General features: G+C 42.6%; 19 protein-coding genes. 16 read left to right on the forward strand and 3 right to left on the reverse strand.

What is annotated here, in order from left to right; genetic code table 11:
• Positions 1 to 187 precede the first annotated feature (187 nt).
• The 14 genes from H9626_RS00005 (at position 188) to H9626_RS00065 (ending at position 13,568) form a co-directional block, all read left to right on the forward strand.
• The gene (locus tag H9626_RS00005) at positions 188 to 331 is read left to right on the forward strand and encodes a DUF3944 domain-containing protein (protein ID WP_191709153.1); all 144 of its coding nucleotides are present in this window, start codon (positions 188 to 190) and stop codon (positions 329 to 331) included.
• Positions 332 to 857: 526 nt separating this feature from the next.
• Positions 858 to 1,595 (forward strand): helix-turn-helix transcriptional regulator, encoded by a 738-nt coding sequence (locus tag H9626_RS14815; RefSeq protein ID WP_368735169.1) that lies wholly within the window; start codon positions 858 to 860, stop codon positions 1,593 to 1,595.
• Positions 1,596 to 1,608: 13 nt separating this feature from the next.
• Positions 1,609 to 2,310 (forward strand): hypothetical protein, encoded by a 702-nt coding sequence (locus tag H9626_RS00015; RefSeq protein ID WP_191709157.1) that lies wholly within the window; start codon positions 1,609 to 1,611, stop codon positions 2,308 to 2,310.
• Positions 2,307 to 3,851 carry a hypothetical protein gene (locus tag H9626_RS00020; protein ID WP_191709159.1) on the forward strand — a complete coding sequence of 515 codons (1,545 nt, stop codon included), beginning with the start codon at positions 2,307 to 2,309 and terminating at the stop codon, positions 3,849 to 3,851. Before H9626_RS00015 ends, H9626_RS00020 begins: the two co-directional genes overlap by 4 nt.
• Positions 3,852 to 3,871: 20 nt before the next feature.
• A complete protein-coding gene (locus tag H9626_RS00025; RefSeq protein ID WP_191709161.1) occupies positions 3,872 to 5,563 on the forward strand; it encodes a phage tail family protein in 1,692 nt (563 codons plus the stop codon).
• Positions 5,563 to 5,820, forward strand: coding sequence for a YkgJ family cysteine cluster protein (locus tag H9626_RS15070; RefSeq protein WP_368735170.1), 258 nt, complete (start codon positions 5,563 to 5,565; stop codon positions 5,818 to 5,820). Before H9626_RS00025 ends, H9626_RS15070 begins: the two co-directional genes overlap by 1 nt.
• Entirely contained in the window at positions 5,811 to 6,221 is a 411-nt protein-coding gene (locus tag H9626_RS00030) for a tellurite resistance TerB family protein (RefSeq protein ID WP_191709163.1), read from the forward strand. The genes H9626_RS15070 and H9626_RS00030 overlap by 10 nt, the downstream gene beginning before the upstream one ends.
• 2 nt (positions 6,222 to 6,223) lie before the next feature.
• Positions 6,224 to 7,255, forward strand: coding sequence for a hypothetical protein (locus H9626_RS00035; protein WP_191709164.1), 1,032 nt, complete (start codon positions 6,224 to 6,226; stop codon positions 7,253 to 7,255).
• A 75-nt stretch (positions 7,256 to 7,330) separates the two neighbouring features.
• Positions 7,331 to 8,593 (forward strand): hypothetical protein, encoded by a 1,263-nt coding sequence (locus tag H9626_RS00040; protein WP_191709165.1) that lies wholly within the window; start codon positions 7,331 to 7,333, stop codon positions 8,591 to 8,593.
• 76 nt (positions 8,594 to 8,669) lie between these two features.
• Positions 8,670 to 9,428, forward strand: coding sequence for a YaaW family protein (locus tag H9626_RS00045; RefSeq protein ID WP_191709166.1), 759 nt, complete (start codon positions 8,670 to 8,672; stop codon positions 9,426 to 9,428).
• The gene (locus tag H9626_RS00050; protein ID WP_191709167.1) at positions 9,400 to 10,182 is read left to right on the forward strand and encodes a M48 family metallopeptidase; all 783 of its coding nucleotides are present in this window, start codon (positions 9,400 to 9,402) and stop codon (positions 10,180 to 10,182) included. Before H9626_RS00045 ends, H9626_RS00050 begins: the two co-directional genes overlap by 29 nt.
• A 21-nt stretch (positions 10,183 to 10,203) precedes the next feature.
• Entirely contained in the window at positions 10,204 to 10,749 is a 546-nt protein-coding gene (locus H9626_RS00055; protein ID WP_191709168.1) for a hypothetical protein, read from the forward strand.
• Between the two features lie 253 nt (positions 10,750 to 11,002).
• Positions 11,003 to 11,740, forward strand: coding sequence for an ATP-grasp domain-containing protein (locus H9626_RS00060; protein ID WP_191709169.1), 738 nt, complete (start codon positions 11,003 to 11,005; stop codon positions 11,738 to 11,740).
• A gap of 97 nt (positions 11,741 to 11,837) precedes the next feature.
• Positions 11,838 to 13,568 carry a tetratricopeptide repeat protein gene (locus H9626_RS00065; protein WP_225230822.1) on the forward strand — a complete coding sequence of 577 codons (1,731 nt, stop codon included), beginning with the start codon at positions 11,838 to 11,840 and terminating at the stop codon, positions 13,566 to 13,568.
• A gap of 516 nt (positions 13,569 to 14,084) precedes the next feature.
• Here the strand turns inward: H9626_RS00065 and H9626_RS00070 are convergent.
• On the reverse strand, positions 14,085 to 15,095 hold the full coding sequence (locus H9626_RS00070) for a GGGtGRT protein (protein ID WP_178255539.1): 1,011 nt from the start codon (positions 15,093 to 15,095) through the stop codon (positions 14,085 to 14,087).
• A gap of 16 nt (positions 15,096 to 15,111) precedes the next feature.
• Entirely contained in the window at positions 15,112 to 15,813 is a 702-nt protein-coding gene (locus H9626_RS00075; protein WP_178255540.1) for an iron-sulfur cluster assembly scaffold protein, read from the reverse strand.
• Between the two features lie 223 nt (positions 15,814 to 16,036).
• Here H9626_RS00075 and H9626_RS00080 point away from each other — a divergent pair, with 223 nt between their 5' ends.
• Positions 16,037 to 16,549, forward strand: a complete 513-nt coding sequence (locus H9626_RS00080; RefSeq protein WP_178255541.1) for a DMP19 family protein — start codon at positions 16,037 to 16,039, stop codon at positions 16,547 to 16,549.
• A gap of 149 nt (positions 16,550 to 16,698) precedes the next feature.
• Here the strand turns inward: H9626_RS00080 and H9626_RS00085 are convergent, their stop codons facing one another.
• Complete coding sequence (locus H9626_RS00085; RefSeq protein WP_191709173.1) at positions 16,699 to 18,846, reverse strand: DNA topoisomerase 3; 2,148 nt, start codon at positions 18,844 to 18,846, stop codon at positions 16,699 to 16,701.
• A gap of 356 nt (positions 18,847 to 19,202) precedes the next feature.
• Here H9626_RS00085 and H9626_RS00090 point away from each other — a divergent pair, with 356 nt between their 5' ends.
• The gene (locus tag H9626_RS00090) at positions 19,203 to 21,650 is read left to right on the forward strand and encodes a glycoside hydrolase family 95 protein (RefSeq protein ID WP_225230823.1); all 2,448 of its coding nucleotides are present in this window, start codon (positions 19,203 to 19,205) and stop codon (positions 21,648 to 21,650) included.
• Positions 21,651 to 21,861: the final 211 nt, after the last annotated feature.

Consider the following 21,861-nt stretch of genomic DNA (forward strand, 5'->3'; position numbering starts at 1 on the left):
AGTTCCGAATCGACTACAAATAACACCGATTCGGAACTAATTCACAAAATTTGCAACGTGGTTTACCGAATGCTTACGAAAAAACTGAGATGTTCGGACAGTTTTTGTCCGTGTTGCCTTTTACTTTTGGCTCAGAAAAGATGAAGTAGTTCAAATGAATGTATCACTTATAAACACACAAAGCATTATGGCAGATAAAGATTTAGATTTTTTGTATCAGTGTTCCAATGAACAGTTAAAGTTACTTGCCGATTTTATGTTGTACGATAAAGACGGTAAGTTAAGATGGGCAGAAGAAATTTCTTCTACGCAGGCTTTCAAGTTGAAGTGATTTAAACTTATGTATATCAATAAAAATGTTGTCAAACAGCGTACAAATAGCATTATTCATTATAAAGTGATTCAAACTTTTAATAGACTTGTTTTAAAAACTTTCCGGTTTAGTTTGGAACATTGAAAAACATTAACGGTAAAACCAAATAACTCTCCGAATAGAAATGGTTGACGCATCCGCATGAGATAAGCGATACTAACGGTAGCGTTTTTCGGGATATGCAGACCAAGTATTGTATAAGATAAGAAAGTTTAAAAAAGGTTCATTGAAAGGCCTGTTTTATTGAAAAAAAAGAACTTTGTTCGAAGAAAAATGTAAATTTGTAAATGTTAGCCGTTACATTTTTGCCTTTGAATCTGAAAAACGAAAAAGTATGGGTAAACTTGAAAAATGCTTATATATCGTAGAATTGTTATCACATGGTAGATCTATGTCCCTTCGTGAGATAAACGAGCATTGGAAGTACTCCTCTTTTTATGATGGAGAGCTTCTTCCTAAATCTTTTGGGCGTTATAAAGAATATGTGTCGGCAGTATTTGCTATTGACATCGAATGCGATAAGCGTTCGAATACGTATTACATAGCCAATCCGGATTACATTGAAAACAATGCGCTTTACAAATATTTGCTTTCCGCATTCCATGTAGAAGCGCTGGTGGAGTTGGCGATGAAGCATAAGGACTGTGTTGTGATGGAAGATGCGCCCAGCGGTGTGGAATATCTTCAGCTAATCCTTAAAGCCATTGACCAAGGTGTAGTTATTGAGTTTGATTATCATTCCTTTAATAAAAAGACTATTACCCATCAGCTACTTATCCCTTGTTTTTTGAAAGTATGGGAAAGCCGTTGGTATCTAATAGCCGAGCCGTTGAGTCGTAAAACGCCCACAGTCTATGCCTTGGAGCGTATCAGCAATCTGCATTTGACTGAAGAACGTACAACTGCTTCTCCCTATATTAAACCGAATACATATTTCGAAGCTTGCTTTGGAGTGAATCATGAGGATTGCATTCCCCAATTGATAAAGCTTAAAGTGTATGGCAGTCAGGTGGATTATATCAAGGCTCGTCCTTTGCACGAATCGCAACAGGAGATAGAGACAGGCGAAGGCTGGAGTATTTTCAGTTATTGGCTGAGGCCGAGCTATAATTTTTATCAGGCGGTGCTGTGGCATAGGGAGAAGGTGGAGGTGCTGGAGCCGGAAGAGGTGAGGAATGAAGTGAAAGGACTTGTGGAGAAAATGAGAACTATGTATGTTTAAATAATAAATAAGTATGAAGCAGTTTACTATTGTTTTTGATAAGAAGCAGGCAGAATATGCAACGATTCTTAATACGCTTGTTTCGGAAGTAGAGGAAGTTAAAAATGTAGAGCGTAGCTTGAAGGTCTATCAAAAAGGGATGGTTCTAACAGACAAGGATTGTGTATTGTTTGTAGGAGATGAATCTTCTCAAAAATACAGGGATAATTTTAAGGATATATACTCAAAATACGGGATTCATATAGGTTATCGTGGATGTAAAGCTTGGATCTATTGTGAGAAATTTAATTGGGATAAGAAATCTTACAAAATGTTCCATGACGAATTGTTGGACTTGTATGAACGATTGGATATGAATCCTACTAAAGTTCAGGATTTTGTAATTGCAGGAGTAAAAGAATATTGTACGACAGGAACGACATCAGCTCCTAATACTTCAACTTTTGTTCAACAAATGCTTTGGACATCTGTTGTTTCGGCACATATTGTGGCAATGCCTCCCATTTTCATTTTTGGTCCAATTACATGGCTGATTTATAAAATGAAAAAATGGATTAAATCTTTATTTGCAGAATCAACTCGTATAGACCAACAATATAGGTTTGCCATAGCATTGTTCTTTAATGATTATTTGAAAAAATATTTGAAAATAGCGTGTGAAGAAATTTTAGATAAAGAGGATGCGGATAAAGAAAATAAAAAAAAGCAGCTATGAGTGTTTCATTTACGGATGGCTACAATTATTTTATAGAACATAGTAAAGCTTATGTGGGGACTGAGGTTGTTTCTATGTTAAATCAACCTTATCTTGATAAGATTGAAATGGAAATTCAACGCTTGGCAGATGCAATAAATAGCTATAAAGGGAATCGTAATCCGAACTTACATGGGTACTTGGCGGAAGAATGGCATACCCACACTTTTAATATTGATGCTGCGGCTAAACGAACGGTGGAATCAATTCGTGTTTTGTCAGATGAAGTTCATAATTTAGGTTCTGTTGATATAGAAGCATCTTTTGGAAAGGAATTTAGCTTAAAATATTATAAAAATGGTAGTCTAAGTGCTTATGCGCAAGCGGTTTCTTTAGAGGATATGTATAGAGAATATATTAATGGTAAAGATAATTCTCTCACTCGGGAAGAATATCTATTATCACATGGGCTTGATCCTAATACGGATATGAGTTTGCCGTTGTATGCAGGACAAGCGCGATTAATACCTTCGGATCAAATGGAAGATGCAATAAATGCACTTAAGAAAAGAATAGCACACGATTCCAGTATTCCAGAAAGACAAGAATGGGTACGACGATATCAAGATACCTTAAATAAACTTACGGATCATATAGAAAGTCCAGAAGGCGCACAATCAATGCACTTGACTTATGAAGAATCTAAAATTCTTCAAACATTAGGAAAGGAAGGTAAATTTGACCCTGAACGATTTAATTTAACTCTTGCTGAAAAAGCAGATAAATGGTTTTTATATCAGAATGTTTTAAAGGCTGGATTAAATGCGGCATGGATAGCTGCTTTGTTGAAAGCTGCACCAGCTATAATTGGGACTATAAAATCGTTAGTGAAAGATGGTTATATAACAACAGACGATATAACTCAAATAGGTTGTGATATAAAAAATGGAGCAGTAGATGGTTTCTTAAAAGGACTATTTTGTGCAGTAATAACAACTTCTGCTGAATTAGGGTATTTAGGGAATGTTTTGCAATCAGCATCACACACAGAATCCTTTGCACCAGGAGTAGCTGCTGTAGTCGTTTTATTTTTGCAAGCAATGAACGATAGCATTCATTTAGCGAAAGGTGATATGACAAAGCAAGAATTTGTTTATAATTTAGAGAAAAATGCATATATAGCAGTTGGCGCATTAGGTATGGGGATTGCTTTGCAGTCCGTCATAAATATTCCAATAGTCTCGTATATGTTAGGAAGTATGATAGGTTCTGTTTTAGGTGGGTTAATATTTGAAGCTAAAGAATGTCTTTTTATGTCTATATGTATAGATCATGGATATACATTCTTTGGCTTAGTTGAACAAGATTATGAATTACCAGTGGATGTGCGTAAGAAACTTGGATATGATACTTTTCAGTATGATTCGTTTGAATACGAATCTTTTCAGTATGATTCGTTTGAATACGGAAATATCAAGTATGAACCATTTGATTATGAGAAACTTGATATAGTAATATTGGAAAGAGGACTTGTAGGAATTCGTAGGATTGGATATAAATAACTTTAATAAAAACGATAGACATGACAGATAGTTTTGTAAAACAAATAAATGATGATTACGATGTAGAAACAGATGTGTATAATAGCATATTTAAGCAATATGAACGTGTTGTTGTGCAAGGTCTTATCACATCTTTTGGGCTTGATTTTTTAATCAATCGATATGTAGATCAACATGGTGGTAATGTAGATACAATTCATACCGTGCGACAAATAGGTAAAGACTCCAAAATGTCTTATAAGAATAAGCAAAATAAAGATGCTTATAATAATAGAAGTAAATATAATGATAGGTCTTATCATTCGGACCCAAGATTTACAAGTGTGAAAGCTAATGCCCGTCAAGATTATAATGAAAATGGGACTTTGATAAAGGATGTTTATACAGGAAAAGATTTGGAATACACCAAAGCATCTGCTGTTCCTAATGATTTACGGGTTGAATTAGACCATGTAATTGAATGCAAAGGTATTCATGAAGATAGAGGGCGTGTCCTTTCTGGATTAAATGGTATTGACCTTGCAAATTCTGATGAAAATTTTGCCTGGACAAATAAAAGTCTTAATGCTTCTATGGGAAGTTGGGCGCGTCAAGAAAATGAGAGATGGAAAAATGAATACGGTTGTGATGCTCCATTGTCAGAAGTTGATATGGAAGCTTATTTTCGAAAAGGAGGTTTTGATAATTATCTTAAAAATCATCCGGAAGTGAATATTGATGATCCAGAAGCTACAAAAGAAAGGATGCTAAAACAATATCGGAAATCTCGTAAAGCTTATAATGCAAAAATTAATCAAGCATATTATACAAGTCCTGTTTTTTTCAAAGATGCAGCTAAAGCAGCTGGAATAGTAGGCATTACAATGGGATTGCGTCAAACTTTGGGACTGTTTTTTAGTGAAATATGGTTTGCTGTTCGGGATGAAATAAAACAATGTAAGGAAGAAGGTCAAACATTATTCAATAAAATAGCTACAGGAGTGAAAAAAGGGTGGGAAAATGCAAAACTTAAATATAAGGAGTTATGGCATAAATTTATTGAAGGTACGATAAGTGGAGTACTGTCATCTTTGACCACGACATTATGTAACATATTCTTTACTACGGCTAAAAATTTGGTGAGGATAATCCGGCAATCGTGGGCTTCTTTAGTTGAAGCGACAAAAATTTTATTGTTTAACCCTGACTTACTTCCTTTTGGAGAAAGAGTTAGGGCGGCTGCAAAAATCATATCAACAGGTGCCAGTGTAGTTGCTGGTTCAATGGTCAGTGGTTTAATAACCGAAACAGTTGTTGGAAAAATTCCTGTTTTTGGGGATATTGTACAAACATTCTGCGGTACACTTGTTACAGGCATATTAAGTTGCTCATTGTTATATCTTCTGGATAGAAATTCTACTGTTAATAAGATAGTGCAAGTGCTTAATTCAATCCCGACCGTTGATGATGTCGTAGTATATTATCAAACGCAAGCAAGGTTATTGGAAGAATATTGTGCCAAACTGATGGATATAGACTTGGCTGTATTCCAAAAAGAAACACAGTCTTATAGTGAAGCTGTATCTATCTTAGAGAATGCAACCAATCAACAGGAATTGAATTCTGCTTTGCAGACTGTATATGAAAAGTTAGATATAAAATTACCGTTTGGTGAACATAAAGGTATGGGACCTTTTATGGCTGACCCTAACAGTAAATTAATATTCAGCTAATGTTTGAATGTGATAAGTGTGGAGAATGTTGCAGGCATCTGAAAGGAATATCAATCTATGCCGATTTGGATAGAGGTGATGGAACTTGCAAATATTTAAAAGGGAATCTTTGTAGTATTTATAAAGATAGACCTTTGTTTTGTAGAGTAGATGACTGTTATGAGCAATTCTTTAAAAAAGAATACACGAGAGAAGAGTTTTACAAACTCAATTACGAAATATGTAACAAATTAAAAAATAAAGAACTATGTTTTTAAATTCACTCAATCCTACAGAAAAGGATAATTTTATGAAACTTGCTGTGGCTGTAATAAAGGCTGATGGCGTTGTTGAAGAATCTGAAAAGCAGATTTTGTCTGCTTATGCTAATGAAATGCAGATTCCTATTTGCAACCTTGACAAACAAGGTGATGTTAATAATATTATAAAGGATTTTGCAATGAATTCGACACCTCAAACAAAACGGATTGTCTTTTTAGAGTTGTTGGCATTGGCATTTGCTGATAGAAATTATGCCGCTGAAGAAAAGACATTGGTACAACAATTGGCTGATGCATTTGAATTTGACAAAGCTTTTATAGAGCAAGCTATCAATTTGGAAGATGCTTATGTGGCTGCTTATATGTCATTGGTCAATTTAGTAGAGAAAGGAGAATAACTATGCCATTACCATTGATTTTAGGGATTGCTGCTGCAGTCGCAAGTGCAACAGGGATAGGATTAGGAATTCATGGTAGTGTGAAAATGAAACGCGCTAATGATAAATTAAAAGCGGCTCAAAAAAGGAACGATGCGAATAATGCACGACTTGAGAGAATGAATAAAAGCGCGTGTAGAGCTATGGATATCTTGGGTGAGAATGAAATGAAAGTTCTTTCTGAGTTTCAACAATTCTCTGATTTGTTTGAACGGATTAAAAATCGTCCTGAATTTGCAGAAATAAACTTAGGTAATGTGACAATTTCTAAGTTTGATAATGAAGAAATCAAAAGAGTATCTGTCGGAGCAAGTGTTCTTATTGGAGGTTTAGGAGGAGCTGCTTTAGGCACAGCTGGTGGTTTTGCCGCATCAGGTGCAACTACGGCTGCTGTTATGGCTCTTGGAACAGCCTCAACAGGAACTCCAATTGCAACTTTAGGTGGAGCTGCCGCAATAAAAGCGACTCTTGCTGCTCTTGGTGGCGGTTCATTAGCATCGGGAGGTGGTGGAATAGCTTTGGGCTCCATGATTTTAGGTGCTGCGGCATTAGGTGTAGGTTTATTGATAGGAGGAGCTATATTTAGTTTTACTGGTTCTAAATTATCAGATAAGGCGGATGATGCATGGAAACAGATGTTATCTAATGAACAAGATATTAATAAAATATGTAACCATCTTTCAGATTTACAAAGAACGGCGGAAAGATACAATGCTACATTGTTAAAAATGCGTTCACTATATTTAAAACAGTTAGATAAGATGCTCAATATTATTGAGTCGTATAATGAAAAGTATGTAAATTGGCTAAATCTATCTTCTGGCGAACAGCTTATTATAGAAAATATGGTTTTAATCGTTGGCGTATTGTATAATATGTGTAAAGTCAAATTAGTGTTAAAGTCAGATTCTTCAAAGTTGAATATTATAAATAAGGAAGAAATATATAAAGCCGAAAAAGACGCAAATGATGTGATGAAACAAATGGGTGAGTAGACTTATTATGTATTAATATTTAATATAAAAGCTATTACAAATGGTATAGATAAAACTTTAAGTAAAATAATACCTATGAGCAAACTAACCGACCACCTATCAAATCTCTTACCATTCCCACGAGAAGATAAGAGGTACGTGAAAGAGCGTGGTGAAGAACTTGCTACCTCTTTTTTGATTAAAGAAGCCTTGAAAACTGGTACGTATTTGTCTGAGGAATTGGAATTCCAAAATCAGAAGGAAGGGTTCCAATTCCGGGTAAACAGAGAACATACCGTGATATTGGGCACGGTGCTCAACCGGATATTCGATGTCCGGAAAGAAGGCCTTCTTAGCCTGTATGTGGTTTATACACGAAGTGACGGTCAGATAGGGAAAGAAATCATCCAACCGGATGATATTTGGAACTTTGACTTGTGTAAGGCGATGGCGGATGAAAAGCATCCCGAAATGTTTTATAACCAGGTGACCCTGTGCGTTTCTTATACCCGGAATGAAGAAACAGAGGAAACCGTGCTTATCCATTTAAAAGAGAACGGTGGCGATGAACAGACCCGGTTTATCCGTGCTTCTATCATGCGGACGATTTCGACAGAGGAAGGTGACGTTTCTTTCTCGGCTACTCGAAACCAGCCGGAAACCTGTTCTATTCTGTTTGCATACGACTTGACAGATCCGCAAAAGCGGATTGCTGAGTTCGAAAAGAAAGTGGAAAAAGTGGCTGAGAAATATGCGAAAGGAAAAGAACTGGATGCGGACGAAACGGCTTTGATTGCTAAAATCGCTCCCGAAGTCGGATGGAATTATTCATGGGGGCACGAAGCTTTCAACGAGAAACGCTATTGGGACGCTCTGCTGTATTTGGAAAATGCTTTTTATCTGTTGAAGGAAAAGTTTTTCGATGATACTCTTTCGGATGAAGGATTGGATGTGTTTTATCATTGCTGTTACTTGATAGGTTTCTGCTATGACGAAATGAAGCTGTATCAGAAAGCCTATTATTATCTGAGTTTTGTTTGGCCCTTGGATAATGTTACATACAGTTGTGAATATGTCAATTGTTTGGTTAATATTAAAGATCCCCGTGCCATGCAGGAGATAGATGATGAGTTGAAGCGATTGGATGCCTTGAAGGAAGAAGAACTTCCGGAGGAAATCTTTCATTATTATTGTTTCTTGTTCCGTAGACGTGCACATGTTCTCACGGATATGCATCATTTGGATGAGGCGGAGAAGTTGCTGAAGAATTTGATAGAACTAGGTGATCAATCTAAATTAATTCGGCATGAACTGGATTATATTAAGCAACTACGCAAAATGCAACAAGAAAATTCATAAAAATCTTTTCCTGTCGGACAATTTTTGTCTTAGTCTCTGCTTTCCTTTGCATTATCAAACCTATAAAATTGAGGATATGAAAGAAGACAGGGACTTGCAGTTTTTAGCGTCATGCAAAAGTGAAGATTTGAAGACGTTGGTCGATATGATGACATCCGATAAGGACGGGAATGTGCGTTTGTCGGAACAGTTGACAAATACGGATGCTTACTTGCAGTATTATCCCGACCGTCTACCCTGTATGTGGCAAAAGATTGCCAACGAGTTGCAACGCTTTGGCGGCAATACGATAGTGAATGTGTTCCGCAAGGGAGGTGTGTGCTATCGGGAAATATTGCAGGATGTATGCCGAAAGATGGAAGTCTGGTTCTCCGACTTAGACGAGACCGCAGAGATAGAGAGACGCTTGTTGGAAAAGGTCTGTATGGAAACGGTAAGGCGTATGCCAGAAGAAGAGTTGCGGCAGATGGCGGAACAATTGGGCATTGGCGAGAAGCATCCGCAGAAGTTCATGGTGGTGTTCGCCCTTCAGATAGCGATACGGAAAGGGGGCGTGTTGTTTACCCGGATTGCGCTTTATGTAGCGCAGATGATTTCGAAGATGTTGCTGGGTAGGGGGGTATTGATGCTTGGCGGAAATCTGCTGAATAAGACGTTCGGTATTTTCGGCGGTCCAATTGGCTGGGCAGTCACTTTAGGTTGGGCGGCTTTCGATTTGGCTTCGCCGGCTTACCGGGTGACGATTCCCTGCGTGATACAAGTGTCGTGTATGCGCTTGCGGTTAATGGAAGAAAGGAGGATAGGTTATGAGGGCGCAAGACATTATGCATCCTGAAGATGCGAAGGCAATACGGTTGATAAAGAGTGTGCCGGGCTGTGGGGAATTAGTTCGTAAATTCATGAAGTTGGGCTATGAAGCCCAATACCGAGGAGAGAATCTGGCGAATATGATTAAAGTCACTTCAAGGAATTTTCCGGACATCTATGCTATTTTTAAAGAGGTGACGGTTAAAATCGGCATCATGGAACCGGAACTGTATGTGTATAACGACCCCATGATGAACGCTTATACTTACGGTGAGACCCGTACGTTCATCGCCTTATCCAGCAGTTTGGTGGAGCGGATGAGCAAGGAGGAATTGAAGGGAGTTATCGCCCATGAGTGTGGTCATATTTTGTGCCGCCATACGTTGTATCTCACCATATATGAGACGCTGAAAGAGATGGGCGTGTTTTTAGGCTTGATACCTTGGATGATGTTCTCGCCGCTTTATTTGGCTTTGCAATACTGGAACAGGAAAAGCGAATTGTCCGCCGACCGTTGTGGGGCAGCAGTTGTTGGTGAAGAAACCTATCAGTCGGTGTTGATAAAGTTGGCATCAGGAATGAAAGAAGACTCCCGCCAGCCGGACTGTCTGGTGGAACAAGGAAAAGCGTATGAGGCACTGAAGCACTCTTCGCTTTGGAACCGGATACAACAAGAGTATCAGTGTATTTTTTATTCGCACCCTCAATTGTGTGTGCGGGCATTGGAACTGGACCGTTGGAAGGTTTCGTATGCTTACCGCAGCCAGCGGAATAGGTATTAATCAACTAAACTCAGCAGTGATATGAACAAGGCGATAACTTCTTTTTGGAAACGGCTGTTTTTCCGTTATGACGTTAGCCGGATGCGCAAGGTGGTGGTGGATTATCTGACCACGGAAGGCATACAGGCGGAGGTGAAAGACGGTATGATACAGGTGCTGTTTGAGGACTATTATTATAATGTGGAGTTCGACTTGGAAGGGGAATATCCTCGGTGTGACATTTCGTTCCGGATGAAGGATGAAATGTACGAAAAGCTGGATTTGCCGCGCAAGACCTTTATTGCGGATAAAGTCAATACAGACGAGGAACGTTTGTCGACACTAAAGGCATTCGGTGACGTGTTAATTGTTGACGCACATTTTTACTTTGCCAATCGCAAGATGCTGCTTTCGCTTTTCTATGACTACTTTGCGGATGTGAAACATGCCGTAGACGATATGTGCGATTTGTTGCAAAACGAATTGAGCGGGAAAGAGGAAAAACGTCCGATAGGTTTTACGGCGAGCCCAGTCCCCTCGTCCAAAGAAGAAGCAAAGGTAGTGGCTTGTAATAAACAAACAGAATAAGTTATGATACATGGAACAATTTTATTCATTTACACCAAGTGCAAGAAAGTTTTTTTGGCACCAGACATAGAATATGGCGCAATGTTTTTTTCGGTACCCATGCCTTGCGAACGTTGCGGGAGCATACGTACCCTGCCGATGGAGCTACAGTTTCTCGTTACAAGTGTTATCAAAGAGGAGAATTAAGTTATATACCAAGATGGCATATCGGACAGGAATTTGTTGATGAAAACTTTAAAATAAAACAACAACAATGAGAGCCTTTATACACTGTGATTCTACCGGCTACCCTTGTAATACCAATGCGTTTACGGCATTTGTTGGTTTGCGGGAGATGGGCTACGAGTGCATCTTCTTCCAAAGATACGAAGAGCTAATGGCGAATAATCACTGTAAGGAAGAAGTCATCGTCAGCGGCATCGGAATGATTCGGAGAAGATTGCAGGATTTCGGGATTGCCTGCTTTGCTATAAACTATCCAGAAGAATTAAGAAAATATCTCGGAAGGAAGATTTGGAAATCGACCATTAATGAGATAGCGAATACTCCTACAGCGTGGCCAGTATTTGTCAAATCAGTTGAAGGGAAAAGGTTGTCAGGTAGGGTTATTAATAGTATTCACAATTTGGTGGGTTGCGGATGCTGTGATAATAATTACGAGGTGTTGTGCAGCGAACCTGTTGATTTTATTGCAGAATGGAGAGTGTTTGTCAGATATGGAAAGATACTTGATGTTCGACCTTATAAAGGCGATTGGAAAGTGCATTATGACCCGAACGTGATTGAATGTGCCATCAAAGATTATATAACTGCGCCTAATGCGTATGGCATTGATTTCGGGGTGACTTCAAGCGGGGAGACCTTGCTGGTTGAGGTGAACGAGGGTTATGCCTTGGGATGTTATGGCCTGTTCCCACACCTTTACGCCAAACTTGTCCTCACACGTTGGGCTGAGCTGACGGGTACATCCGATGAATATGGGTATGTCTAATGAAGTGAGATAACTCAGAAAAGTGAACTTAAAACAACAATAAGTCATGACACGCGGAACAACTTTATTCATTTGCACCCAGTGCAAGAAAGTTTTTTTGGCACCAGACATAGAATATGGCGCAATGGCTTTTTCGGTGCCCATGCCTTGCGAACGTTGCGGAAGCATACGCACCCTGCCGATGAAGTTCGATTTTTTTGTTGATTCAATAAATCCGGATAAGCCGTTGGAACGACAATTACGTGATTACGCAATGTACAAGGATATCTGGGGAAAGCAGGGCTCAAATTCGTATATGGGGCAAGATACGCCCGACGGGCAATACCGCATCGGGATGGAGTATCTGGATGACAGCTTTCATGGTTCTGATGTCGCTTTTTATTGGTTAATGAAAGCGGCCAAACGCGGGCATGTCCAGGCACAGTATCAAGTGGGTAGATTGCTACGTCACAGGCCTCCCGTACCCAAATATCTGCAAAACCCACCCTTTTGCTACACGGAGGGCACGGCTTACCAATGGATGGCCCAAGCAGCTGAACAGGGTTTGCCGGAAGCCATGTGTGGTTTGGGGAACATGTATTGCGTCGGAGACGTGATTGAAAAGAATCCGGAAAAAGCGTTCGCATGGCATCTGAAAGCGGCCATGTCGGGTTGTGCGGCGAGCGAATATGCCATAGCTTGCCTGTATGAACAAGGCCAAGGAGTGGAGCAGAACACGTTCAAGGCGTTGCGTTGGTGTTGGAAAGCAGCCTTGCATGGATATGCGGAAGCGCAGCTGCGTTTGGGCATTGTTTATGAAAGTACCGGAAAGGAGCGGTATTTCCATACGGCGGCCACTTTCTACCAGCAGGCGGCACAACAGAATATGGTAGAAGCCTGGCTACGTTTGGCCGCGCTTTATGAGGCGCGCAAGAGTGAACAAAACTTGCAAAAGGCCTGGGAATGTTACGTGAATGCCTGGGAAGCGGGGGACGAAAACGCGTACCAGGAAGCGAAGCGCCTGGTGGATGAAGGTCTGGCGAATCCGGACGCTTCCACCCTGATGGCATGGTACAGGAAGTGTATCGAACGAGGGCATAAAGAAGTATGGTATGACTTGGGCAAGATATACCATGAGGGCAGAGGAGTGGAACGGAATCTGCAAGAAGCCCGTCAATGCTATCTGTTTGCCGCACGTACCTCTCATGTACCCGAGGCACAGTTTGCATTGGGGCGTATGTATGAACAGGGTGAAGGCATCCAACCGGACTTGCAAAAGGCCATCCGCTGGTATAAGGAAGCGGCGAATCAAGGACATACGGAGGCACAGGTCGCTTGCAGGCGGTTGAAGGTGTATGAACCGCGCGAGGGATTCGATACCTGGCAACAGTTGGCTTTGCTTTATGAGGTGGGCAAAGGTGAACAAGATTTGCAAAAGCTTTGGGAATGCTACCTGAATGCTTGGGAAGCGGGAAATGAAAACGTATATCAGGAAGCGAAACGTCTGTTGGATGAAGGCTGGGTGAAGCTGGACGCTTCCACTTTGATGGAATGGTACAGAAAGTGTATCGCACATGGACACAGAGAAGCATGGTATGACCTGGGTAAGATATATCATGAGGGCAGAGGAGTGGAACGGAATCTGCAAGAAGCCCGTCAATGCTATCTGTTTGCCGCACGTACCTCTCATGTACCCGAGGCACAGTTTGCATTGGGGCGTATGTATGAACAGGGTGAAGGCATCCAGCCGGACTTGCAAAAGGCCGTTCGCTGGTATAAGGAAGCGGCGAAGCAAGGACATACAGAAGCACAGGCTGCTTGTTGGCGATTGGAAGACGGAGATGACTGAAAACAATGCGATGATTCAACAAAATGGACTTGAACAATAATAACTATGATACGCGGAACAACTTTATTCATTTGCACCAAGTGCAAGAAAGTTTTTTTGGCACCAGACATAGAATATGGCGCAATGGTCTATTCAGTACCTATGCCCTGCAAGCGTTGCGGAAGCAGACGGACACTACCGGTGTTGCAATTGCCTTACTATGCAGTGTATAAGAAGATTTGGAAGACGATGGAATAATAATAAGGAGGTTTGATTATACGTGTTTTAATTGAATTGGAGATTTCTTAGAGGGGAAGTTTTGGTGATACACTAAAAATGCTATTGTTAGTATCTCTATATTCATGCGGATGAATGCTTCTGTTCTATCCGTAGGATTTATCAGTTCTACGGATAGAATTTACTAGGTCTCGGATACATCCGAATAATGTCCCTATCAGAATAGGGGATAGGTAAAAAAACAAAAATCCCCATAACTCAAAGAGTTACAGGGATTTATTATGCTGTTTTAAGTATATATTACTTATTCAGAGCCAAAGCCACATTTACAGCGCAAGCTACAGTACATCCTACCATCGGGTTGTTACCGATACCGAGGAATCCCATCATTTCTACGTGTGCGGGAACTGATGAAGAACCTGCGAACTGAGCGTCTGAGTGCATACGACCCATAGTGTCGGTCATACCGTAAGAAGCAGGACCGGCTGCCATGTTGTCCGGGTGAAGTGTACGGCCTGTACCACCACCTGATGCTACTGAGAAGTAAGGTTTACCGGCAAGAACACGTTCTTTCTTGTATGTTCCGGCTACCGGATGCTGGAAGCGAGTCGGGTTAGTAGAGTTACCAGTGATGGATACGTCTACATTTTCGTGCCACATGATGGCTACACCTTCACGAACGTCGTCAGCACCGTAGCATTTTACTTTTGCACGCGGACCGTCTGAGTACGGAGTTTCTTTTACGATGTTCAGGTTACCGGTGAAGTAATCGAACTTAGTCTGAACGTAAGTAAAGCCGTTGATACGAGAGATAATCATCGCAGCGTCTTTTCCCAAACCGTTCAGGATGCAGCGCAACGGGTTTTTACGTACTTTGTTTGCCATTTCAGCAATTTTGATGGCACCTTCAGCAGCAGCGAATGATTCGTGACCTGCCAAGAATGCGAAACATTGAGTTTCTTCGCGCAGCAAACGTGCAGCCAAGTTTCCGTGACCCAAACCTACTTTACGGTCATCGGCTACTGAACCTGGAATACAGAATGCCTGCAAACCGATACCGATAGCTTCGGCAGCGTCAGCAGCGTTTTTGCAACCTTTTTTCAGTGCGATGGCGCAACCTACTACGTAAGCCCATTTTGCGTTTTCGAAGCAGATACCCTGAGTTTCCTGACAAGTCAGATACGGGTCGAGACCTGCTGCGTCACAGATTGCATTAGCTTCTTCAATGTCTTTGATGCCGTTTTCGTTCAATGCAGCAAGAATTTGCTTCATACGGCGGTCTTGACTCTCAAATTGTACTGGTCTAATCATAATCTGTGTCCTCCTATTATTCTTTACGTGGGTCAATATATTTAACTGCTCCTTGTTCGGGTTTGAAGCGTCCGTATGTACCGGTTACAGCTTTCAGTGCTTCGTTAGCATCTACACCCTTCTTGATTTGTTCCATGAATTTGCCCATGTGAACATATTCATAACCGATTACTTGGTTATCTTTATCCAAAGCCATGCGAGTGATGTAACCTTCGGTCAGTTCGAGGTAACGAGTTCCTTTAGCTTTTGTTCCGTACAGTGTACCTGTCTGGCTGCGGAGACCTTTACCCAAGTCTTCCAGTCCGGCACCGATCATCAATCCGCCTTCTGAGAAAGCTGACTGCGTACGGCCGTAAACGATTTGCAGGAACAGTTCACGCATAGCAGTATTGATAGCGTCGCAAACCAAGTCGGTATTCATTGCTTCCAAGATCGTTTTGCCCGGCAGGATTTCAGAAGCCATTGCTGCTGAGTGAGTCATACCTGAGCATCCGATTGTTTCTACCAAGCATTCTTCAATAACACCTTCTTTAACGTTCAGTGTCAGTTTACATGCGCCTTGTTGGGGTGCGCACCATCCCACACCGTGTGTTAAACCTGAGATGTCTTTGATTTCTTTTGCTTGAATCCATTTTCCTTCTTCAGGAATTGGAGCCGGACCGTGATTAGGTCCTTTTGCGACACAACACATGTGTTCAACTTCGTGTGAATAAATCATATTCTTTACGTTTTTATTAGTTGGTAATAAAAAATAGGTATTCGTAAACCACTCGATTAAAGAAATTCTTCCTTAATCCGCACGCAAAGTTAGTCGTTTTATTTTGTTCTACAACGGGTGATAGCAAACTTTTTCTTTTCTTTTTATAATATTTTTGCTTTACCTTTGCCTGTAAGAATTTTTAAAACGACTACCTATATGTAGGTAATAATAATTAGGTATAATGGATGTGACTAAAATTGAAGTAACAGATGAGGCTTTGCGCAAGGGAGCGGCGGAAGGCATGGATGGTTTTTTACAAGTATTTATCGACAAGTATCTTGAAGTGACGGGCGGCGTGCCGGATGCCGAGACCATGCCGCTGCTTAACGGTTATCAGCATACCTTGCTGGGATACCACTTTTTCCGTGAAGAGGTGCTTGAGGGAGGATTTGTCCAGCTTATCCAAAACGGTTATGCGCCTTATATTTTCGGTAATCCTTTTGCTAAAGCGATGCGTATTTTCGGAGCCAAGAATTTTTCGAAATTGGTTTACGAGGCGCAGAAGATATACGAGGCTAACAAAGAGGATTTGGAGCGTGAGCGTACCGATGAGGAGTTTATGGCGATGTATGAGCAGTATGAGGCTTTCGATGATTTGGAAGAATCGTTTATGGATATGGAAGAGGAGGTGACGGAACAGGTGGCTCGTTACGTTGACGAACATCTGGAACAGTTCGCCCAAATCGTTCCGTAGATAACCGGATTTCGGCCTTTTGGGAGGGCTTATGAGTTTATCCGCATGTGTTGGTTAAAACAAGCCCATAAACTCATAAGTCTATCCGCATGTGTTCCCTCTTTCTATGGGTAGAATTTTGGCGCTGATAATGAGGCAGATGGAAACCTTTAAAAAGGCTTACGGAATGTACAGCCGTTTTTCCATTCCGAGCAGCCGTAAGCCGTTTTTCCTTTTATGATGATTCCTTTGCCGCAAACGGGGCAGGCACGGCCTAACATGGCGTCTCCTTCGGGCAGTGGCGGCGGAGGCGTATCTGCTACTTTGCGTTTGCGCGGAGCTCTCGGTTTTGTCGGGGCAGGTTTGTCGGCGGAAGCATCTTTCCTGCGAGCCGCTTTCTTTACCGGGGCGGCAGCATCTTCGGGTGCAACGGTTACACGGCGGTTGGTATTGTCGCGCAGCACACTGTAAACGATGTCCGTAACCATTTGTTTCAGTTCGGCGAGGAATGTGCCGGCATCATAACTCCGGCGTTCTATTTCTCGCAATTTCTTTTCCCAGATGCCCGTCAGTTCTGCCGATTTCAACAGCTCTTCATGGATGAGTTGTATCAGTTCTACTCCTGTGGGAGTAGCAATCAGGTTTTTCCGTTCCTTACGTATGTAGTGACGTTTGAAAAGCGTTTCGATGATGGCGGCACGTGTAGAGGGTCGTCCTATCCCGTTTTCTTTCAGTGCGTCGCGCAGCTCATCGTTGTCTACCAGTTTTCCGGCCGTTTCCATGGCGCGCAGCAGCGTGGCTTCAGTGTATGGGCGTGGCGGTTGTGTCCATTTCTCGTTAAGTTGCGGTTGGTGAGGTCCGCTTTCTCCTTTTGTAAAAGCAGGCAAAACGCTTTCTTCTTCGTTTTCTTTATTCTCGTCGGACTGAGGCTCTTTGGCGAAAATAACACGCCATCCCGCATCAAGGATTTGTTTGCCGGTTGCTTTGAATTCTATTTCTTCTGCCACTCCCGTAACGGTGGTTGTCGAAAATTTGCAGTCAGGATAGAATACAGCGATGAAACGGCGGGCTATCAGGTCGAATACGCGCCGTTCCATGTCGGTCAGTCCTTGCGGATTTACTCCCGTAGGAATAATGGCATGGTGGTCGGTTACTTTGGAGTTGTCGAACACTTTTTTCGATTTCAGCAGCGGTTTTCCGAGGATAGGCGCAGTGTAGACAGCATAATCTCTGATGCCCTCTAATATTTTCGGACATTTGGGGTAAATGTCATCGCTCAGGAATGTCGTGTCGACGCGCGGATAAGTTGCCACTTTCTTTTCGTATAGCGACTGGATGAGTTGCAGCGTCATGTCCGCCGAGTAGCTGAACTTCTTGTTACATTCTACCTGCAATGACGTCAGGTCGAATAATCGGGGAGGGGCTTCCGAACCTTTTTTCGATGTAATGTCGGTAATCGTAAACGGTTTGTCTTTGATGCGTTCCAGCAGGGCGCGTCCCGTCTGTTCGTCTGTAATGGGCGGAATCCCCCGGTTGGTATCTTCTTTTGCCGCGGTTTTCTTTTTCGCGTTCGGATTTTCTTTCTCCTTTTCAGCCTCTTCCGCTAATTCTTCATCGCTCTTCCGGACGATGGCAGCAAACAGTGTGTCGCGGTAAATGGTCTTTAGTTCCCAATATTGTTTCGGGACAAAGTGTTCTATTTCCTGCTGACGTTTTACAATCAGAGCCAGCGTAGGTGTCTGTACGCGCCCTATGGAAAGAATCTGCTTGTTCTGTCCGTATTTTAAAGTATAAAGCCGGGTGGCATTCATTCCCAGCGTCCAGTCGCCGATGGCACGGCTCAACCCCGCCTCGTATAGCGGTTGGAAGTCCGACTGGTCTTTCAGGTTTGCAAATCCCTCCCGGATGGCTTCTTCCGTGAGCGAGGAAATCCACAACCGTTTTACCGGACATTTGGCTCCCGCTTTCTGCATAACCCATCGCTGGATAAGTTCACCTTCTTGTCCGGCATCGCCGCAGTTTATAATCAGGTCAGCCTGCTGCATCAGTCCTTCGATGATGTGAAACTGTTTTTCGATACCCGTATCATTAATGAGTTTGATGCCGAAGCGGGGCGGTATCATAGGCAGGCTTCCCAATGACCATGCCTTCCAAGCCGGCGTATATTCATGCGGTTCTTTCAGAGTGCAAAGATGTCCGAATGTCCAAGTTACTTGGTATCCGTTTCCTTCTATGTAACCGTCTTTTCGGTTTCTTGCGCCGAGTACTTCGGCTATGTCGCGTGCCACGCTGGGCTTTTCGGCTATACAAACTATCATAAGCAAGCTGTCTTTAACGGCGACAAAGTTAGCAAAAAACCGCTAACATGCGGATAAAATCTGAATGTTGCCGCATATTCTTTCGTCGTAATCCGATATATTTTTCTATCTTGCGGACGATTTAGAAACTGTATTGAATTTGTCGTGCGATGATTTGGAATGAGTTTTTGAGTCATTTTCACTTGTGTGAAGAGGAAGATAGCGGGCTATCTGGCGAAGGACAGAAGCGGAAAGAACCAAAAAATCGCCTAAAGCACACACGAAAAATGAATACATCAAGCCAAGAAAACTTTTTGGAGAAATTCAAAACAGTTTCTTATAACCTTATAATTTATTTAAAAGACATAAGAAGCGATATGAAAAACGGACAATATTTGTTGGCAAAAATATGCCGGTGGGGAATGATGGGGGCACTTGTGTGTTTGGGAAGAGTGCTTCCGGTAACAGCAGATGAAGGACAAGACAATTTGACTTTGCGTTATAACCGTCCGGCGGAATATTTTGAAGAGGCGTTGGTGATAGGTAATGGAACGTTGGGAGCCGTGGTGTATGGCGGAACAGATAAAGACCGGATTTCACTGAACGACCTAACGTTGTGGACGGGTGAACCTGACAAATCCGTTACTACGCCCGATGCCTACAAAGCCATTCCAGATATCCGGGCTTTGCTGGATAAAGAAGATTACCGGGCTGCCGATAGCGAATATCGCAGGGTACAGGGACATTACAGCGAAAATTACCAACCGCTTGGAACATTAACCATTAATTATCTTGACCGTGAGGCAGACGTTACTTCGTATCAACGGCTGTTGGATATCGGTAATGCTACTTCGCAAACTGCTTACCGGCGTGGTGGCAAACTGTTTACTACCGATTATTTTGCATCTGCTCCCGATTCGGTGATTGTTATTCGCCTCAAGTCTGAATCTGATAAAGGCATTAACGCCGTACTTTCGTTTGATTCGCCGTTGCCTCACTCCGCAGTGTCGGGCGATCATGCGATTTCGGCAGAAGGCTATGCGGCTTATCACTCTTATCCTGTGTATTATGACGGTGTAAAAGAAAAACATCTGTACGACCCCGACAGAGGGATACACTTTAAGACCATTATAAAAGTAATTGCTCCGCCGGCGTGTGTTGAAAGCCATCCTTCCGGTGAACTGAAAATTAAAGATTGCAGTGAAGCCTTGATATTGATAGCCAATGCCACCAGTTTTAATGGCTTTGATAAAGACCCGGTGAAAGAAGGGCGTGATTATCAGCATATCGTGGCAAGGCGGATGAAGCAGGCGATGGCAAAGACTTACGATGAGCTCCGCCGCTCGCACGTGGCAGATTATAAACAGTTTTTCGACCGTGTTTCGCTGGACTTGGGAGAGACTGCTCCCGACATAGCTACCCTGACTACCGATGAGCAGTTGCGCCTGTATACCGATAGCTTGCAACATAATCCGGAGCTGGAGGCACTTTATTTCCAGTACGGACGTTACTTGCTGATATCGTCTTCGCGTACGCCGGGCGTTCCTGCTAACCTGCAAGGTCTGTGGAATGAAAAAATACTGCCGCCGTGGAGTTGCAACTATACTACCAATATCAATCTGGAAGAAAACTATTGGGCTGCCGAAACTACCAACCTTAGCGAAATGCACCGTCCGCTGATGGATTTCATCGGCAACCTGAGCCGGACGGGAAAAGAAACGGCTAAAGCTTATTATGGTGTAGATAAAGGATGGTGTCTGGCGCATAATACGGATATATGGGCGATGACATGTCCCGTAGGTTTGCGCGACGGAGACCCCTCTTGGGCTTGTTGGACAATGGGAGGCGCATGGCTTTCTACGCATATTTGGGAACATTATTCATTTACGCAGGATAAAGATTTTCTGAAAGATGCCTATCCGATGCTGAAAGGAGCCGCCGAGTTCTGCATGGGGTGGCTGGTTGAAAAAGACGGCTACCTGATGACTTCGCCCGGAACATCTCCTGAAAATAAATTCGTAACCCCCGATGGGTATGTAGGAGCCACTTTGTACGGCAGTGCGTCCGACCTTGCTTTGACGCGCGAATGCCTGATTGATGCGATTCATGCGGCAGAAGCCTTAGGTGTGGATAAGGATTTCAGAAAACATGCAAAACAAACGCTCAGCAAACTCTTGCCTTACCGCGTAGGGAAAAACGGAAACTTGCAGGAGTGGTTCCATGACTGGAAAGACGAAGACCCGAAACACCGTCACCAGTCCCACCTTGTCGGACTTTATCCGGGACATCACCTTTCCATTGCCGATACGCCCGAACTTGCCCGCGCTTGTGCCCGCACGCTCGAAATAAAAGGAGACGAAACGACAGGGTGGAGCACCGGATGGCGTGTAAATCTGTATGCACGCCTGCACGACAGCAAGAATGCCTACCACATCTACCGCAAACTGCTGCGCTACGTCAGCCCCGACGGTTATCAGGGGAAAGACGCACGCCGGGGCGGAGGCACGTATCCTAATCTGCTGGATGCCCATTCTCCTTTTCAGATTGATGGTAATTTCGGAGGTTGTGCCGGAGTGGTCGAAATGTTGATGCAGTCGACAGCCGATGAAATCATCCTGCTTCCGGCTTTGCCGGCGCAGTGGAAAGACGGTAGCGTAAAAGGAATCTGTGCACGGGGAGGCTTTGTGGTCGACATGGCGTGGAAAGACGGGAAGGTCGTTTCATTGGCTGTTTTCTCTCGGAAAGGTGGAAAAACGCGCATCAGCTTCAATGGAAAAAGAAATTCAATATCTCTTAAAGCCGGCGAGAAAAAGCAGTTATTATGACACATTGCAGCATACAATTCCCAAAAATAAATAAAAAATGCGGCTATTCTATGCCTTTGGCTGTGAAATCCGATATATTTGGCAAAATATTTGTTGGATTTATCATGTAAAAACGCTACCGTTAGTGTTGCCTGTTTCATGCGGTAGTGTTACACAGTTCTACCCATAGAATTGGTCAGTCCTATGGGTAGTGTTTTCGGGCATCAGAACA

Origin of the sequence: Phocaeicola faecium (assembly GCF_014837055.1) — a bacterium.
In the GTDB taxonomy this organism is placed as follows: domain Bacteria; phylum Bacteroidota; class Bacteroidia; order Bacteroidales; family Bacteroidaceae; genus Phocaeicola; species Phocaeicola gallinarum.

Bases quoted from the DNA above. Each gene is read 5' to 3' on its own strand.
- H9626_RS00050 (WP_191709167.1), top strand. From the start codon at position 9,400: ATGAGGGCGCAAGACATTATGCATCCTGAAGATGCGAAGGCAATACGG.
- H9626_RS00030 (WP_191709163.1), top strand. From the start codon at position 5,811: ATGTTTTTAAATTCACTCAATCCTACAGAAAAGGATAATTTTATGAAA.
- H9626_RS00025 (WP_191709161.1), top strand. From the start codon at position 3,872: ATGACAGATAGTTTTGTAAAACAAATAAATGATGATTACGATGTAGAA.
- H9626_RS00015 (WP_191709157.1), top strand. From the start codon at position 1,609: ATGAAGCAGTTTACTATTGTTTTTGATAAGAAGCAGGCAGAATATGCA.
- H9626_RS15070 (WP_368735170.1), top strand. From the start codon at position 5,563: ATGTTTGAATGTGATAAGTGTGGAGAATGTTGCAGGCATCTGAAAGGA.
- H9626_RS00085 (WP_191709173.1), bottom strand. From the start codon at position 18,846: ATGATAGTTTGTATAGCCGAAAAGCCCAGCGTGGCACGCGACATAGCC.
- H9626_RS00040 (WP_191709165.1), top strand. From the start codon at position 7,331: ATGAGCAAACTAACCGACCACCTATCAAATCTCTTACCATTCCCACGA.
- H9626_RS00055 (WP_191709168.1), top strand. From the start codon at position 10,204: ATGAACAAGGCGATAACTTCTTTTTGGAAACGGCTGTTTTTCCGTTAT.
- H9626_RS00020 (WP_191709159.1), top strand. From the start codon at position 2,307: ATGAGTGTTTCATTTACGGATGGCTACAATTATTTTATAGAACATAGT.
- H9626_RS00075 (WP_178255540.1), bottom strand. From the start codon at position 15,813: ATGATTTATTCACACGAAGTTGAACACATGTGTTGTGTCGCAAAAGGA.
- H9626_RS00035 (WP_191709164.1), top strand. From the start codon at position 6,224: ATGCCATTACCATTGATTTTAGGGATTGCTGCTGCAGTCGCAAGTGCA.
- H9626_RS00005 (WP_191709153.1), top strand. From the start codon at position 188: ATGGCAGATAAAGATTTAGATTTTTTGTATCAGTGTTCCAATGAACAG.
- H9626_RS00060 (WP_191709169.1), top strand. From the start codon at position 11,003: ATGAGAGCCTTTATACACTGTGATTCTACCGGCTACCCTTGTAATACC.
- H9626_RS00070 (WP_178255539.1), bottom strand. From the start codon at position 15,095: ATGATTAGACCAGTACAATTTGAGAGTCAAGACCGCCGTATGAAGCAA.
- H9626_RS00080 (WP_178255541.1), top strand. From the start codon at position 16,037: ATGGATGTGACTAAAATTGAAGTAACAGATGAGGCTTTGCGCAAGGGA.
- H9626_RS00090 (WP_225230823.1), top strand. From the start codon at position 19,203: ATGAAAAACGGACAATATTTGTTGGCAAAAATATGCCGGTGGGGAATG.
- H9626_RS00045 (WP_191709166.1), top strand. From the start codon at position 8,670: ATGAAAGAAGACAGGGACTTGCAGTTTTTAGCGTCATGCAAAAGTGAA.